The organism is Treponema sp. R6D11, from assembly GCF_054786075.1.
In genome coordinates this window covers 12,865-29,990 of sequence record NZ_BDHD01000006.1, presented here as the reverse complement: position 1 = coordinate 29,990, position 17,126 = coordinate 12,865, and the positions used below count along the sequence as shown (strand labels likewise).

14 protein-coding genes are annotated in these 17,126 nt (G+C 38.0%); 12 read left to right on the top strand and 2 right to left on the bottom strand.

Features of this window, described 5'->3' with window-relative positions; all coding sequences use genetic code 11:
- Positions 1–3: 3 nt before the first annotated feature.
- From aepY to ACYVTD_RS01670, 7 genes are all read left to right on the top strand, one after another.
- Positions 4–1,125 (top strand): phosphonopyruvate decarboxylase, encoded by a 1,122-nt coding sequence (gene aepY, locus ACYVTD_RS01700; RefSeq protein WP_461246048.1) that lies wholly within the window; start codon positions 4–6, stop codon positions 1,123–1,125.
- Positions 1,122–2,957, top strand: coding sequence for a 2-aminoethylphosphonate aminotransferase (locus ACYVTD_RS01695; RefSeq protein ID WP_461246047.1), 1,836 nt, complete (start codon positions 1,122–1,124; stop codon positions 2,955–2,957). The genes aepY and ACYVTD_RS01695 overlap by 4 nt, the downstream gene beginning before the upstream one ends.
- Positions 2,958–2,980: 23 nt before the next feature.
- Positions 2,981–4,006, top strand: a complete 1,026-nt coding sequence (locus ACYVTD_RS01690; RefSeq protein WP_461246046.1) for a GHMP family kinase ATP-binding protein — start codon at positions 2,981–2,983, stop codon at positions 4,004–4,006.
- A 123-nt stretch (positions 4,007–4,129) separates the two neighbouring features.
- Entirely contained in the window at positions 4,130–4,768 is a 639-nt protein-coding gene (locus tag ACYVTD_RS01685; protein WP_461246045.1) for a D-sedoheptulose-7-phosphate isomerase, read from the top strand.
- Positions 4,769–6,055 (top strand): HAD-IIIA family hydrolase, encoded by a 1,287-nt coding sequence (locus ACYVTD_RS01680; protein WP_461246044.1) that lies wholly within the window; start codon positions 4,769–4,771, stop codon positions 6,053–6,055. It abuts the gene before it with no gap.
- Positions 6,052–7,278 carry a CDP-glycerol glycerophosphotransferase family protein gene (locus ACYVTD_RS01675; RefSeq protein WP_461246043.1) on the top strand — a complete coding sequence of 409 codons (1,227 nt, stop codon included), beginning with the start codon at positions 6,052–6,054 and terminating at the stop codon, positions 7,276–7,278. The genes ACYVTD_RS01680 and ACYVTD_RS01675 overlap by 4 nt, the downstream gene beginning before the upstream one ends.
- Positions 7,271–7,855 (top strand): YidC/Oxa1 family membrane protein insertase, encoded by a 585-nt coding sequence (locus ACYVTD_RS01670; protein WP_461246042.1) that lies wholly within the window; start codon positions 7,271–7,273, stop codon positions 7,853–7,855. The genes ACYVTD_RS01675 and ACYVTD_RS01670 overlap by 8 nt, the downstream gene beginning before the upstream one ends.
- A gap of 80 nt (positions 7,856–7,935) precedes the next feature.
- On the opposite strand, the gene ACYVTD_RS01665 is transcribed toward ACYVTD_RS01670, so the two are convergent.
- Positions 7,936–8,154, bottom strand: a complete 219-nt coding sequence (locus tag ACYVTD_RS01665) for a hypothetical protein (protein ID WP_461246041.1) — start codon at positions 8,152–8,154, stop codon at positions 7,936–7,938.
- A 7-nt stretch (positions 8,155–8,161) separates the two neighbouring features.
- Between ACYVTD_RS01665 and ACYVTD_RS01660 the strand changes: the two genes are divergently transcribed.
- From ACYVTD_RS01660 to ACYVTD_RS01640, 5 genes are read left to right on the top strand one after another with little or no spacing between them, the layout of a single operon-like run.
- Positions 8,162–9,937, top strand: coding sequence for an LTA synthase family protein (locus ACYVTD_RS01660; protein WP_461246040.1), 1,776 nt, complete (start codon positions 8,162–8,164; stop codon positions 9,935–9,937).
- 46 nt (positions 9,938–9,983) lie between these two features.
- Positions 9,984–12,656 (top strand): YidC/Oxa1 family membrane protein insertase, encoded by a 2,673-nt coding sequence (locus ACYVTD_RS01655; protein ID WP_461246039.1) that lies wholly within the window; start codon positions 9,984–9,986, stop codon positions 12,654–12,656.
- Positions 12,653–13,720 (top strand): glycosyltransferase family 4 protein, encoded by a 1,068-nt coding sequence (locus ACYVTD_RS01650; RefSeq protein WP_461246038.1) that lies wholly within the window; start codon positions 12,653–12,655, stop codon positions 13,718–13,720. Before ACYVTD_RS01655 ends, ACYVTD_RS01650 begins: the two co-directional genes overlap by 4 nt.
- Positions 13,717–14,814, top strand: coding sequence for a glycosyltransferase (locus tag ACYVTD_RS01645; RefSeq protein ID WP_461246037.1), 1,098 nt, complete (start codon positions 13,717–13,719; stop codon positions 14,812–14,814). Before ACYVTD_RS01650 ends, ACYVTD_RS01645 begins: the two co-directional genes overlap by 4 nt.
- A gap of 3 nt (positions 14,815–14,817) precedes the next feature.
- Complete coding sequence (locus ACYVTD_RS01640; RefSeq protein WP_461246036.1) at positions 14,818–15,591, top strand: phosphatase PAP2 family protein; 774 nt, start codon at positions 14,818–14,820, stop codon at positions 15,589–15,591.
- Here ACYVTD_RS01640 and ACYVTD_RS01635 read toward each other — a convergent pair.
- The gene (locus ACYVTD_RS01635; RefSeq protein ID WP_461246035.1) at positions 15,581–17,083 is read right to left on the bottom strand and encodes a DUF3943 domain-containing protein; all 1,503 of its coding nucleotides are present in this window, start codon (positions 17,081–17,083) and stop codon (positions 15,581–15,583) included. The genes ACYVTD_RS01640 and ACYVTD_RS01635 overlap by 11 nt on opposite strands.
- Positions 17,084–17,126: the final 43 nt, after the last annotated feature.

Here is a 17,126-nt window from a genome sequence, read left to right as displayed (position 1 = left end):
AAAATGATTTCAGCGGAATATTTTTACAATAAACTCACAGAAAAGGGAGTCGGCTTTTTTTCAGGCGTTCCCGATTCCCTCCTTAAAGATTTTTGCGCATACATTACCGATAATGCGGAAAAGCAAAACCACATTATCGCCGTAAACGAAGGGGCGGCGGTCGGTCTTGCCTGCGGGTATCATCTTGCCACAAATCGCATACCACTTGTATATATGCAAAATTCAGGTATCGGCAACGCTGTTAATCCCCTGCTCTCTCTTGCGGACAACGACGTATACCGCATACCGTTGGTTCTTGTTATCGGTTGGCGCGGAGAACCAGGCGTACATGACGAGCCGCAACATGTCAAACAGGGTAAGGTTACTTGCTCACTTCTTGAAAGCATGGGTATCCCTTACGCTGTGCTTGAAAATACTGTTGACGGCGTAAACGTTCAGATTGAAACTTGTTTTAAGACAATTGCCGAAACAGGTTCCCCTTATGCTCTTGTTATACGAAAAGAAACATTCGCGCCTTATACTCTTCAAAAAAAAGAAGAACATGAAGCGGTAATGACGCGCGAAGAAGCTATCGAAGAAATTGCCGCTAATCGTAGTGGAATTATTGTTTCCACTACGGGAATGATCTCGCGCGAATTGTACGAGTTACGTGATAAGGCAGGAGCAGGACATGAGCGTGATTTTCTTACAGTAGGTTCTATGGGACACGCATCTTCTATTGCGCTGTCCATTGCCCTTCAAAAACCTGGGCTGCAAGTTACATGCCTTGACGGAGACGGAGCGGCTCTTATGCACATGGGTTCTTTTGCCGCTATCGGAACGCAAAAACCTCGTAACTATTGCCATATTGTTCTTAACAATTGCGCTCATGATTCTGTCGGAGGACAGCCTACAATAGCCCCATTTATTGACATTCCGGCTGTGGCGCGCGCCTGCGGTTATACAAAAGTTTATCAGGCGAAAACAAAAAAAGAACTTAAAAAGATTTTAACTAAAAAAAACGAGGGGCTTACATTTATCGAGGTAAAAGTAAAGAAAGGCGCGCGTAAAGACTTAGGGCGTCCAAAATCATCGCCGCAAGAAAATAAAGCGGCTTTTATGAAATTTATTGAGGGTTATAAATGATTAAACAGGCAGTTATTGTAGCGGCGGGTCTTGGTTCCCGTCTTAAAGAAAAAACAGTTTCAAAGCCCAAAGGATTTCTTGAATTGGGCGGCATCGCCATTGTTGAATGGTCGGTTCAAAAACTGCTTGCCTGCGGCGTTGAAAAAATAATAATTGGTACAGGTTATCACGCCGAAGCCTATGATGAGCTTGCGAAAAAATATCCTGCCATACAAACCGCTTTTAGCGCCGATTACGAGACAACAAGTAGTATGGCTACTTTAAACGTTTGTGCTCCATTTGTTACTGATGATTTTTTGCTTTTGGAATCTGACCTTATCTATGACAGCATAGGGCTTAACGTCCTTTGCAACGATATTCATGAAAATGTTATTCTAGCTTCCGGTGCTACCAATTCAGGCGACGAAGTGTACCTTGAATCGGCTAACGGTTCATTTTTAAAGGCGCTCTCTAAAAACAAAGCTGAGTTATCTTCTACCTACGGCGAGCTTGTCGGAATTACAAAAATTTCCCGCTCTCTCTTATCCGCTATGTACGCATATTACGAAAAAAAACGTAGCGAACTTCCAAAACTTGACTATGAACATGCAATCATGGCGTGTGCGGACAAACACTCCGTATTTATCCGTAAAATTGAATATTACGCATGGCGTGAAATTGACGACGAAAGCCATCTTGAAATGGCGCAGAAAAAAATACTGCCTCTTATTCAAGAAAATGAATCGTTACGCCAAATACGCCGTGAAGTTCTGTTAAACCCTGGTCCCGCGACTACAAGCGACAGCGTAAAATACGCCCAAGTTTGCGCCGACATCTGCCCGCGCGAAAAAGAATTCGGCGACGTGATGAAATGGGTATGCAAAGAACTTACCACAGTTGTCGCCGACCTGTCCGAATATGAAACTGTATTTTTTGGCGGTTCAGGCACTGCCGCCGACGAAGCGATGATTTCTTCATGTGTTACCCAAGACGGACATATTCTTATTGTCGATAACGGCTCTTACGGAGAGCGGCTCGCTAAAATAGCCTCCGTATATAAAATTAACCACACTGTTTATAAAAGCTCCACTTACGAAAAGATCGATATATCCGCTCTTGAGAACGAATTTAAAACAGGTAAATACACTCATCTTGGCATTGTATATCACGAAACTACAACAGGCTTGCTAAATCCGCTCGATATTATTTGTCCGCTTGCAAAAAAATACAACATTGTTACTATAGTTGACGCTGTAAGCATATACGCCGGAATGCCTATGAATCTTTCAAAACTTGGTATTGATTTTATGGCTTCCACTTCCAATAAAAATATTCAGGGAATGGCGGGCGTTGGTTTTGTTATCTGCAAAAAAGACGAGCTTGAAAAAACTAAAAATATTCCCATGCGAAACTATTATCTTAACATTTATGACCAATACGCGCACTTTACCAAAACAGGACAGACCCGCTTTACTCCTCCTGTTCAAACAATTTACGCCCTCAGGCAGGCGATTCTTGAGACAAAACAGGAGACAGTGGAAAAACGCTGGGAACGTTACACTGAATGTTGGCGTATTCTTGTTGACGCTGTTAAAAAATTCAATTTAAAAATGCTGGTAAAAGAAGAAGATCAGTCTCATTTAATTACCGCCATTTTTGATCCTGAAACTCCCAAATACAGTTTTGAGGGCTTGCACGATCTTGCGCGTAAACATGAATTTACAATTTACCCTGGTAAACTTGGCAACATAAATACTTTCAGAATTGCGAACATTGGCGATATAAAGCCGCATGAAATGAAAAGATTTACCGAAGTTCTTAAAAGTTATCTTGATTCTATCGGGTGGAAATAAAATGGTAAAATCGGAGAATTTTTATGATTATAAGATCTAAAGCTCCGCTTAGACTTGGTCTTGCAGGCGGCGGAACCGACATAGCCGATTACTACAACCGCTACGGCGGTTATGTGTTAAACGCCACAGTAGATATGTACGCCTATTGTACAATTGAGCCGAATGATTCAGGCAAAATTGAATTTATCGCCGCCGATTTAGGCAAACAAGAGGAATACAAAGCGGAAGAAAAACTTCCCATTTCCTCTACTCTGCAACTTCATTGCGGTATTTACAACAGAATTATTTCCGATTTTGTAAAAAAACCACTTTCCTTTAAAATGACAACTTACTCAGACGCGCCGGCAGGCTCCGGTCTTGGCTCGTCTTCCACAATGGTCGTGGCAATAATAAAGGCTTTTGAGGAATGGCTTAATCTGCCGTTAGGCGAATATGATATTGCCGCCCTTGCCTGTAAAATTGAACGCGAGGACATAGGGCTTGCGGGTGGCAAGCAAGACCAGTACGCCGCGACATTCGGCGGCTTTAATTTTATGGAGTTTTATGAGAATGAGCGAGTAATTGTTAACCCGCTCCGCCTTAAACGCTGGATTAGAAACGAAATTGAAGCGTCGCTTATTTTATACTACACCGGAGTTTCAAGAGAAAGCGCGAATATTATAAATGAGCAGATTAAGCACACGCAAAAAGGTGATGCTAAAAATATTGAAAGCATGCATGAAATGAAAAGGCAGTCGGTGATTATGAAAGAAGCCCTGTTAAAAGGGGATTTTAAAGGTTTTTCTGACTGTCTTTTGAACGGCTGGCTTGCGAAGAAAAACGCCGCAGCATCAATTTCCAATTCATTTTTAGATGACTTATACCAATACGCGCTTGACAACGGCGCGGAATCGGCAAAAATATCAGGCGCTGGCGGCGGCGGTTTTATGATGATATATTGCAACCCATGCAAAAGAATCGCGCTTATCCGCGCGCTCAAAGAAAGACAGGGGATTGTATTAACGCCTTCCTTTACTGAAATAGGTACTCAGGCATGGCGACTGAATTAAATATGTTAATAAAAAAATTCTACCACGAACCACACGAACATCACGAACTTTTAGTACATATCTTGTCGTTGTTCGAATTGGTTCGTGTGGTTCGTGGTAAAATATTATTAGAGGATAAATAATATGAATAAGGAAATAAATTATATAGATACGCTAATAAGCCGTTACCCGTCACTGGAATCCGTCAAAAACGACATAAGCGCGGCGTTTGACATTATTGCCGATTCATACTCAAAAGGCGGTAAATTATTGATAGCAGGTAACGGAGGAAGCGCTTCCGACGCTGAGCATATTGCAGGCGAATTAATGAAAACATTCTCTAAAAAAAGAAACTTGCCCGATTCATTCATTACTGACATAAAAAAAGTTGATACAGAAATAGCCGATTATCTTATTCCGCGTATGCAGCCCGGTCTTCCTACAATCGCTCTTTCAGGTCATGCGTCGCTTAACACAGCTTGTATAAACGATATTGACGGAAATATCACCTTTGCCCAACAGGTTTACGGATACGGAAAAGAAACAGATGTGTTACTCGCTATTTCTACTTCCGGTAATTCAAAAAATGTGCTGTATGCGGCGGCAGTGGCAAAAGCCAAAAAGTTGAAAATTATCGCTCTTTCAGGTGGAACCGGCGGAGCGCTTAAAAAAGTCGCAGATGTAAGTATAATAGTGCCGGAAACGGAAACCTACAAAGTACAGGAATTGCATCTGCCTGTTTATCATTGTCTGTGTCAAATGTTGGAGAACCATTTCTTTTAAATGAAAGTCGTAATAATGGCAGGCGGCAAAGGGACACGAGTTTCTTCAATCGCCAGCGACATACCAAAACCGATGATACCAATTTGTGGTAAGCCGATACTTGAACATCAGATTGAGTGTCTTAAAAAAAACGGCTTTACGGATATTATTCTTGTTATTGGACATCTGGGACAGCACATCAAAGAGCATTTTGGAGACGGCAAACGCTTTGGCTGTGATATTTCTTACTATAACGAAACAGAACCGCTTGGAACTGCTGGCGCGTTATACAAATTAAAACATCTTTCAAAAGATTTTATTTTACTAAACGGCGACATTATTTTTGACATTGATTTTTCGCGGATGATAAATTTTCACCGAGAAAAAATGGCAAATGTTACGCTTGCGGTTCACCCAAACAGCCACCCCTACGACAGCGCGGTAATTTTCAGCAATAACGATAATCAGGTAACACGTTGGCTGAATAAAGAAGACGAGCGCACATATTACAAGAATCAAGTGAATGCGGGAATTCATATCATTTCTACGGAGTTTTTAAAAAACTGTCCTCAGTCAAAGGAAAAAGTTGATCTTGACCGTGATATGCTTAAACCTTCTATCTCTGGCAGTAAAATTTTCGCCTACTCTACTCCCGAATACATAAAAGACATGGGCACTCCTGATCGTTATGCGCAAGTTACATCAGATATTGAGAACGGCATTGTCAGGCAAAAAAATCTGTCGGTTAAACAAAAATGCATTTTTCTTGACAGGGACGGCACTATCAATAAATTCAATGACTTTATTACCAAGCCGCAGGATTTTGAGCTAATTGACGGAGTAGCGGAAGCAATAAAAAGAATTAACAGTCTTGGATACCTTGCCATTGTTATAACAAACCAGCCTGTAATTGCCCGTGGCGAAGTTGATTTTGAAACCCTCGATTTAATTCACATGAAAATGGAGACCGATTTAGGCAAACAAGGCGCGTACATTGACGATCTTTTTTATTGTCCTCATCACCCTGACAAAGGGTTTCCAGGAGAGCGTCCCGAATTCAAAATAAACTGCGATTGCCGCAAACCTAAGCCGGGATTAATTTTTAAAGCGGCGGAAAAATACAACATCGATCTTTTACAGTCATATATGGTTGGCGATGATATGCGTGATGTTAACGCCGGAAAAAATGCCGGTTGTATTCCTATATTTTTGACAAATGACATACAAGTTGAAGGTATGAATAATATAAAAACATTTTCCAATTTGCTGGATTTCACCGAGAAATTTTTATATCAGGAGGATTTATGATTAATTTCTACCCGCTTTACATTGACCCAGGAACGGGAAGCGCGCTGTTTTCAATTTTAATAGGAGCTGCGGCAACAGTTTATTTTCTTGGTCGCGCACTGATAATTAAATTGAAAGTATTCTTTTCGGGCGGAAAAGCCGTCAGCGGCTCTTCTGCGGATCATTCATTTGTAATTTATAATGAAGGAAAACAGTACTGGAATGTTTTTAAGCCAGTTCTTGATGAATTTGAAAGTCAAAAAAAACCGCTTTTGTACCTTACTTCCGCGCAAGACGATCCTGTCTTTGATACTTCATGGAGTTTTGTCAAATCGGAATTTATAGGCGAAGGAAACCGCGCTTTCGCTCGTCTTAATATGCTCCGCGCCGGAATCTGTCTTATGACTACTCCCGGTCTTGACGTATACCAACTAAAGCGTTCAAAAATGGTCAAACATTATTCGCATCTTCTTCATGCTCCTGTTGACGCTACGTTATACCGTCTTTTTAGTTTCGATTATTTTGATTCCGTACTGCTAACAGGCGATTATCAGGCAGAAGATATAAGAACCCTTGAGCGTCAGCGAAATATTCCTGAAAAGAAACTTGTTACTGTAGGATGCAGTTATCTTGACGTATACGCGGAAAAATTTAAAAATCTTCCTAATGAAGAAAACCATCAATTTACAGTGCTTGTTTCCCCTTCATGGGGCGCTTCCGCTATTTTAACCCGTTACGGCGAAAAACTACTTGACCCTCTGTCAGCGTCAGGTTGGCGCGTTATTATACGTCCGCATCCGCAATCAAAAAAATCTGAAGCCGCAATGCAGGAACGTCTGCACGAGCGTTATAAAGATAAAAGCAATATTGAATGGGATTATGAGAGGGAAAATATTTATTCTCTTAATAAAGCGGATATAATGATCTCGGATTTTTCTGGTATCATTTTTGATTATATGTTTTTGCGCGACAAACCGGTATTGTATGTCAGCCAAAACTTTGACTTGCGCCCTTATGACGCGGACGATATTGAGCATGAGTTGTGGCAGTTCAAAACCGTAAAAGAAGCCGGAATTGAACTAAAGGAAGAAGAATTTCCGCGTATTACGGAAATAATTAAGAATGCAGGAGACAACGAAACGCTTAAAGCCGCCAGAAAAAAAGCACGCGAAACGGCTTGGCAGTATCCCGGCGAAGCGGGAAAACGTGTTTATGATTTTATGGTAAAAATTGTAAATGACTAATATTCTCTATACGATTATCATTTATCCGATAGCTCAAATATTTGAATTTGTTTTTGTATTTGCGCAAAAACTTTTTAAGGAAACCGGACTATCAATTATCTGTATATCAGGAGCAATTAGCATACTATGTCTGCCTTTGTATGATGTTGCGGAAAAATGGCAACAACTTCAAAGGGATATCGAAAAAAAATTAAAACCAAAAGTCGATAAAATCAAAGAAGCTTTCAAGGGCGACGAACAATATATGATTTTATCAACATATTACCGTCAGAATCATTATCACCCAATTTACGCGTTACGAAGTAGTTTTGGCTTGTTAATCCAAATTCCGTTTTTTATCGCGGCATATTCTTATCTTTCAAATCTTGATGTAATAAAAACCATATCCTTTTTATTTATCAAAGATTTAGGCGCGCCAGACGCTCTTTTTTCAATCGGCGGTTTTAAAGTTAACCTGTTACCTATTGCTATGACTCTGATTAATTGTTTTGCCGGAGCAATCTATGTTAAAGGACTTCCGACAAGAGACAAAATTCAGTTATACGGAATGGCGGGCATATTTTTGATTTTTTTATAAAACTCGCCGTCCGCGCTTGTCTTGTACTGGACAATGAATAATGTTTTTTCAGCTGTAAAAAACATATATTATCGGATACATTATAAATATAAACACCATATATTGCTTGGACTTTTTTCTTTATGTTGTATCCTTCTTGCCGTTTTTTGCATATTAAAATTAAAAGATAATTTAAAAGCGCAAAAGCTTGTTTGGGTTTGTTTTTTTGCCGCTATAATTCCTTGGGTATTTATTATTTTTAAAAAACAATTTAAAAAAATAATCGGCATAGAATATGATGCTTCCAAATCATTTATCATTTTTATCTTGTCTGTTTTTTTAATATGGTCTATTCTTGGATTGTTTATCCCGTCCCAACTAATAGTTTCTTCTCCGCAAGAATTTTCTTTTATTGATGACTATACAAACCCGTTATTCTTTATATTTAATACTGCCTTTCAAGTTCTTGGATTATTTGTTTTTTGGCCTATCTGCCTTTATTTTCTTTTCCAAAATAATGTAAAAAAATATTTCTCTGTTGTTTTTCTTGCCGTTTCTATAATTATACTTGTCAATGTATTTTTGTTTTCCGGTAATTACGGCGTTTTGTCAGTAAACTTTGTTTATGCAAAAAGTATGATTCACCCAAAAGGCGAAATATTATTAAACCTGTGTATACTACCGGTTTTATTTGCCGCCGCATTCATACTGTATATGCGAAAAAACAAAAATATCATACTTGTTCCTGTTTCTATTTGTATTTTCTCTCTTTTATGTATTTCGGCTGTTAATATTCAAAAAATAAATGTTTCTTTTAATGAGTTAAAAAAATACTATGTAAAAGAGCAAAAAGAAACTCAGGGAGTTTCTCCTATTTTCTCACTTTCCAGAACGGGAAAGAATGTCGTAGTGATAATGCTGGACAGAGCCATAAGTGTTCTTATGCCGTTTATATTTGAAGAATCTCCTGAATTAAAGAATGTATATTCAGGTTTTACATATTACCCAAACACAGTTTCGTTTAATGGCTATACGTCTTTAGGCGCGCCGCCTATCTATGGCGGATACGAATACACGCCGGAAGAAACAAATAAACGAACAAATCTCCCTCTTGTAGAAAAACATAACCAATCTCTTATTATGCTCCCTAGAATTTTTAATGAACACGGGTTTTCTGTATCCGTTACCGATCCGCCTTATGCCAATTACAATTGGAAAAGCGATCTAAGTATTTTTGATACTTTACCTGATATAAAAGCATATATTACCGACTCGCATTATACCGATATATGGCTCAGCGAAAATGATATAAAACTGCCAAAAGCAGGAGACATTATTAAACGAAATATGTTTTGGTACAGTCTCCTAAAAGGACTGCCAATCTTTTTACGCCAACCTCTATACATGGACGGAAACTGGTGTTCTTTAATATCGAATCACAGTTTGCGGTTAACATTAAACGGATATGCCGTACTTGATTATCTTCCCAGATTAACAGAAATTACTGATAACAATATAAATACCGCGCTTATTATGACAAACAATACAACACATGAAGGTTCCTCTATGCAGGCTCCTGAATATAGACCTGTTAATATAATTACTAATTACGGTAACAGCCGTTTCTCTAGAGAGGTCGCATATCATATTAATGCCGCGGCAATAAAACGTGTGGCTGACTGGATTAATTTTTTAAAGAAAGAAAATGTATACGATAATACAAGAATCATTTTAGTTTCAGATCACGGACCTGAATCAAATATTGTTACCAAGCTTAACCTTCCATTTAATGTTGATCAATTTAACCCATTGTTAATGATTAAGGATTTTAACGCAGAAGGTGAAATGAAAACCGATATGACATTTATGTCCAATGCCGATGTGCCATATTTTTCTTTGTTAAATTTAATTAAAAATCCCATAAATCCTTTTACCGGTAATGAAATTTCTATAGAGTTAAAAAAGAAACCTTTGTATATTGCTATATCAGGTTCAATACATCTTTCAAGCGGCAATAAATATCATCTTAATCCCAGTGAAGATTATTATGTCCATGACAATATTTTTGTCGCTGAAAATTGGACTCCAGTTTTAAAAAAATAACAAACTGCTGATTCTTAATCTAATTATCTTATTATAATAATTTTAAATGGCTAATATCCTTTACACAATTATAATTTACCCTATAACTCAAATTTTTGAATTTATTTTTGTTTTTACGCAAAAACTTTTTAAAGAAACAGGACTATCAATTATCTGCATATCGGGAGCGGTAAGCGTACTATGTTTACCTCTTTACATGGTAGCGGAAAAATGGCAAGTAGTTGAAAGAAATATTCAAAAACGTCTCGCTCCAAAAGTAGCAAAAATAAAGGCTGTTTTTATCGGCGACGAGCGTTATATGATCTTATCCGCTTATTACCGTCAGAATCATTATCACCCAATATACGCATTACGAAGCAGTTTTGGACTGCTAATACAAATTCCATTTTTTATGGCGGCTTATTCGTATCTTTCGCAATTACAAGCGTTACGAGGAATACCATTTTTACTTATTAAAGATTTGGGAAAACCTGACGCTTTGATTCCTTTTGCCGGAGGAATAAACCTTTTACCCATACTGATGACTCTTATAAATTGTGCGGCTGGAGCAATATATACGCGCGGTCTTAAAATTAAAGATAAAGTACAAATATATGGTATGGCTCTTGTCTTTCTTGTATTGCTGTATAATACTTCATCGGGATTGGTGCTGTATTGGACGCTCAATAATGTATTTTCGCTGGTAAAGGAAGGATATTTAAAGTGTAATTTAAGAAAAAAACGCTTTTTCCTGTTTGGAATTATTTCAATTTCTGCGTTTCTTTTAGCATTTTATATTTTATTTGTACATCATGGTAACATAAAAATAAGAATACTTATTGCCGTACTTTCCGCCATCATCGGAATAATACCTTGGATAATTCCATTTTTGGCGCGTATTATAAAAGAAATAAAACATATTTCATGGACGCCAAAAGAAAATATAACAATTTTTATATTTTCACTCCTTATTATGTGGATTGCAACCGGTATTTTTCTTCCCTCTATGCTTATCGGCTCTTCACCGCAAGAATTTTCATTTATTGATGACATTAAATCACCTGTCTTTTTTATTTTAAACGCGTCTGTTCAATCATTAGGGGTATTTGTATTTTGGCCCCTAATGATATATTTTCTTTTTTCTGAAAAAATAAAAAAAGCAATTTCTATATTGATGGTAATAATTTCATTTTCCGCACTTTGTAATATGTTCATTTTTCCCGGAGATTACGGACTTATTTCAAGTGATCTTGTATTTACAGGAATTATAACGCATGATCTACAGGAAATATCCGTTAATATATTAGCTCTTTCAGTAATATTTGCGCTTCTGTCTTTTATTTATATACGAGGAGGCAAGAAAATACTTTCATTTCTTGTTATAACTTTTTTTATAGCTCTTGTTCCATTTTCTATAAAAAACTTATTCTTTATAAACGCTGAATTTAAAAAACTTTCACAATACTACTCGCCTGAACAAAAAACCGAAGAATCAATTTCCCCTATTATTCATCTTTCAAAAACAGGTAAAAATGTAATAGTTATCATGCTTGATATGGCTGAAAGTGTTTTTGTTCCTTTTATATTTGAAGAAAGTCCCGAACTGTATCAAAAATATGACGGGTTTGTTTATTATCCCAATACCGTTACATTTAACGGCTGGACAAGCGGCGGCGCTCCGCCGATTTTTGGCGGTTACGAATACACACCGGAAGGATTAAATAGTCGTCCTGATATTACCCTACAAAAAAAAAGAAACGAAGCTCTTCTTATGATGCCTACTCTCTTTTCTGAATCCGATTTTTCTGTCACCATAACAGATCCGCCTTATGCTGATAACAACTGGATTCCCGATTTGCGTATTTTTGACGATAAAAAAAATGTTTCGGGTTATATCACAGATGGAGTTTATACAAACCTTTGGCTAAAACGTAATAATATTAAATTACCTCCGCACAGCGAAGTTCTTAAACGTAATATTTTATGGTATTCGATATTCAGGGAAGTTCCTCTTGCTTTCAGACAAGCAGTATACTACTCAGGCTCATGGTGCGCGCCTTTTTCAGAATATAGAATGAGGCTTTTCCTAAACGGTTATTCTGTGCTTGATTTTATGAAAGAATTAACCGGTTTTGAGCCTGAAAAAGAAAATTCCGCGCTCTTAATGGTAAATAACACCGCCCATGAAAACTGGTATCTACAGGCTCCTTCTTACAAACCACAGCTTACCGTAACTGATTATGGTAAAAGTCCTTTTAACAAGGAAGTATGGTATCATGTTAACGCTGCGGCAATAAAGCGTTTGTCTGAATACTTTGATTTTCTAAAAAAAAATGAAGTATACGATAATACCCGCATAATTCTTGTTTCCGACCATGGACTTTTGGAAGCTACCTATGTAACAAAAACCAACTTACCATTTAATGTTGATCATTTTAATCCGGTATTATTGGTAAAAGATTTTAATGCAAAGGGTGAGATGAAAACCGATAATACTTTTATGACAAATGCTGATGTTCCGTCTCTTGCGATGAAAGATTTAGTAGAAAATCCTGTAAATCCTTTTACAGGTAATGTTATTACTACAACAAATCAAAAAGATAATCCGCAATTAATATTGATAGAAAGAGTCCATAACAGGAATGAAAATATAATTTATCTTAACCCGAAAAACACATATTATGTTCACGATAATATCTTTGATGAAAAAAACTGGACAAAGCCGGAAAAAGCTCCATGACAATATGTATCGACTGCCGAATGATAGATGCAAGCGGAATAGGGGTATACCTGCGGGAGAGTCTGCCTTGTCTTCTGCAATCAAGCAATGATTTTTTGTTGCTTGGAAATACTCAGCGGTTACAATGTTATTCTTCAAACGCAAACGTAAAAATAATTGAATGTGATATAAAACCTTTTTCGCTAAAAGAACTTTTTTTCTTCCCCCTCAAAACAGCACTGCAAATTAACAGCGCTACCCTTTATTTCTCGCCTTATTTCAATATCCCGTGTTCTATAACAATTCCCATTTTTACAACAATTCACGACATTATTTTCCCCGATATGCCGGAGTTAACATCTAAGATAGGTCTTGCCGCTCGTATGTGGTTTTACCGCAGAGCATATAAAAAGTCAAAAAAAATATTTACCGTCTCTGAATTTTCAAAATCAAGAATACAACACCACCTTGGAACGAAAAAGCCTGTTATTGTTACCCATTCTGCTATTCAGCCTATGTTCCTTGCATACCGCTCTACTTTAAAAAATATACAAAAAACGCAAACTATTGTTTTTGTAGGCAACATAAAAAAACACAAGGGGCTTGACCTTTTGCTTGACGCTTTCAGCGTTGCGAAAAAAGAGGGACTTTCCCACCGCTTAGTCGTCATTGGCGCGAAAGAAAATTTTCGCACTTCCGACAATACGTTATTACAAAAAATAGAATCACTTGGAAGTGAAGCTGTTACATTTACAGGATTTATTACAGATAAACAAGTTATGGAGTATCTTTCAATGTCCGCTCTCCTTGTACAGCCTTCATTGTACGAAGGTTTTTGCCTTCCGCCGCTTGAGGCTATGGTCTTGGGCACTCATGCGCTTATTTCCGATATTCCCGTGCTAAAAGAGATTTATTCAGGCTATCCTGTAACATTCTTTAAAAGTGGAGACTCATTTGACTTAAAAGAAAAATTAAAAGAACTGCTAATTAACAAAAAACCATCTTCCCCTATTTTGTCAGATGATTTATTATTAAAATATACTTTTAAAAAGACCGCTGAAATTATTTTAAAGGAATTAAAATGAAAGTTGCCATTGTACATTTCTGGCTTATCAATATGCGCGGCGGGGAAAAAATGCTCGAAGCTCTGCTTGAGATATTCCCTGATGCCGATATTTATACCCATGTGTACAACCCAAAAGCGGTTTCCGATTTAATAAAAAACAGGCGCGTAATCACTTCGCGCATAAACCGCCTTCCCTTCGCTAAAAAACTCTACCAACTTTATATGCCCCTAATGCCCAACGCTCTCATGGACTTTAACTTGCAGGAGTACGACCTTGTAATTTCCAGCGAAGCAGGTCCCGCTAAAGGCGTGGTTGCAAATCCCGACGCCTACCACCTTTGTTACTGCCACAGCCCCATGCGCTACCTTTGGGACATGTACCACGAGTATTTTAGAGGGACAAACCCGCTAGTGCGCTTTTTTATGAAACGGCTTATCCCCTCTCTAAGAGTATGGGATGTAACTTCCGCCAATTTAGTGGATCGTTTTGTTACCAACTCAAATTATGTGGCAAAGCGGATACGCAGAATTTACAACCGCGAAGCGGAAGTTGTGTATGGTCCCGCGTCTATCGAGCAATTTTTTTCTGTAGAGCGTAGACCCGCCGATTATTATTTATTTTTCGGTCAGCTAACCGGTTACAAACGAGCCGATATAGCAATAGAGGCATGTATTAAATCGGGAAGAAAACTTGTCATTGCGGGATCCGGCGCGAAAAGAAAAGATAAAAACAGGTATAAAAAAACCGGTCTTATTACATTTAAGGGCAGAGTTTCCGATGAAGAACAAAAAAAACTTTTCGCGGAAGCGAAGGCGTTGCTCTTCCCCGGTATTGAAGATTTGGGTTTAGTCCCGATAGAAGCCAATGCCGCAGGCTGTCCTGTAATCGCTTACCGCTGCGGCGGCGCTCTTGATACTGTAAAAGATGGCGTAACAGGTATTTTCTTTGACGAACAAACTCCCGATTCACTTATTAAAGCAATGGATCATTTTGAGGCTAATTCGGAGCAATTTAACAACCGCGAAGCCTTTAACGCGCAGGTACAACAATTTTCACGTGAGGCGTTTAAAGAGCGAATACGGCGCGTTATCGCGGAGAAAAAAAGAGTATAGAAGATGCCCAAAAAAACATTATTTGTCCTTTTAGTGTTTTTTTTTACAAAATTAAACGTGTTTTCCCAAACTGCTTATGATCTTAACTTAAAAAGGGAATTAATAATAGGAGCATTATCGCTTGGAATAGGCATAACGCCTTTTTTTGTGAATAATGAGCCTGAAAATATTCCCGTTAACCTAAAAAAAGACAAGGTAAACAGCTTTGACAGGTCTCTAATGTTCTCATACAAAAAAACGCTCGATTTAATTACAGACAACGGCGCGTACGCGTTAGCGTTACTGCCTGTTATTTCTATTATACCGAATATAAAAGAAGAAAACACACTTTTAACTTACGGAATTATGTACGGCGAAGCTCTGTTACTCACATTTGGCACGACATTTACATTAAAAAATGCCGTAATTCGTTTCCGTCCATATATGTATACTGATAATATCCCTGCAGGAAAAGAAAAAGATTATTATAACAGTTTTCCTTCGGGAGCTACGTCTTTTTCATTTTTGGGGGCTTCATTTTTAAGCGCTACTTTTTCTAAAGAATTTCCCGACTCAAAAATGAAACTTCCTATAATAATAGGCGGTTATTCATTGGCAGCTACAATAGCCTCGCTTCGTATTGTATCAGGAGCGCATTTTATTACAGACGTATTAACATCGGCATTAATAAGTTCAGCATACGGGTGGTTAATACCCGATCTTCATTTTAAAAACAATAATGATAAGCTAACTATAATTCCCACGGGAAACGGCGTTATTGTTTCATTTAAAATTTAAACAAAACATAAAAACTAGTTGAAAAAAGTCTGCGATTTACATTGCCCGCCAAATCATAAATTCCAAACAATCCCCAAAAATTTTCTTTTACGCCTATCCCTACTCTATCATTAAACGGAAAATCATAATTCGCCGAGCTGTACAAGAAAAACACATTTCCTTTTGAACGTTCTCCTTCCGAAGAATTAAAAGGCACAGGAATGGCAAAAATATGGTATCCATATACATTAAAAGCCAGTTTTCCGGCTTTTTTATGAACAAAAGAAAAAGATAATTTAATGTTTTCGCCCACTCCAAATGTACAGCGTGTATCCCCTATATCAACCCAATAGTCAACTTCAGAAGAAGCAGTATCATACATATTGTACATACTGGCTCCCCACAAAACAGCGTTAACATGAGTTTTTATCTCCAGATGTGAGTTTTCCGAAAAAAGATATTTATGTTTTAACGTCCAGCCGATTGCGCTGCTGGAAAAAGGAATATTACCGTACCCGACATTGTCTTTAAAATCATTTGAAGCGTCGTAAAAGTCAAAGTGCATACTCAAACCGGTACTTGTAATTTTTTTATCCGTTTCTACAGGATTTATAGAATAGAGGTAACCGTCGGAAACTATCGCGGCATGATACGAAGTAGTATTCATGGTAAACCCCGCAAATAATTCAAAATGATCATAGGGTCTTTTACTTTGCTGTAAAAAAGGATTGCCGTATACTACATCAACATCAATATGTCCGCCGGGATTCTTCCATGATTGCCCATGCTTTTCATGTCCCGGAAAAGAAGCGAATGATTTTTCAGCGCCTAATCTTAACGATAAATCATAAATATTGCCCCCGCCTTTTTGCCTAACCGTACGATTATAAATCTTACTTTGACTGCTCGAAGGGCTAAGTAAAAACCCGCCTACCCTTGCCCCAAAAGAAGGGGAAGTATCTACCTCAAGAAAAAGTCTGTACAGCATCTCTCCAAAAGCCATACCGCTCATTGTTGTAGATATAACATCATTATACGCCGGTTCCGGTTCAAAAATCATTTCCCACATAGCGGCTCCCAAGAAAACAGCCGGTATTGATTGATAAAAATTAAAACCGTTAACGCGCGCGCTCGCGAAATAAACCGCGCCCAAATAGGCATGTCCAACTTGATTTACATGGAATCTGTCGCCATCTTCCCACATCCAGTCAGGATCGGCGTAAATATTATCCCATATATCTTTAAATGTCATATTGGCAAAAGAAGCGTTTGCCAATCTATTTGCATAATTCAAAAAGACATTGCTGGAAGTAACGCCCATAATCGTATATACGCTATCATTAAAATGGTTTACTTTTGCCTGAGAAACAGCCTCCGCCTTTCCATTTTCCTGCGAAACTATAGGCTGTGGCTCAACTGTTGTTTCTGTCTCCTGCGCAAAGCCGTTAATTGGCAATAGAAAAAAACAAAACAAAATTAAAAACGCGAAAAATTCCCTAACAATAATTTTCATAGTTACACTCATTAAATTGGAGTATCGTGCCTGTACCCGCCGT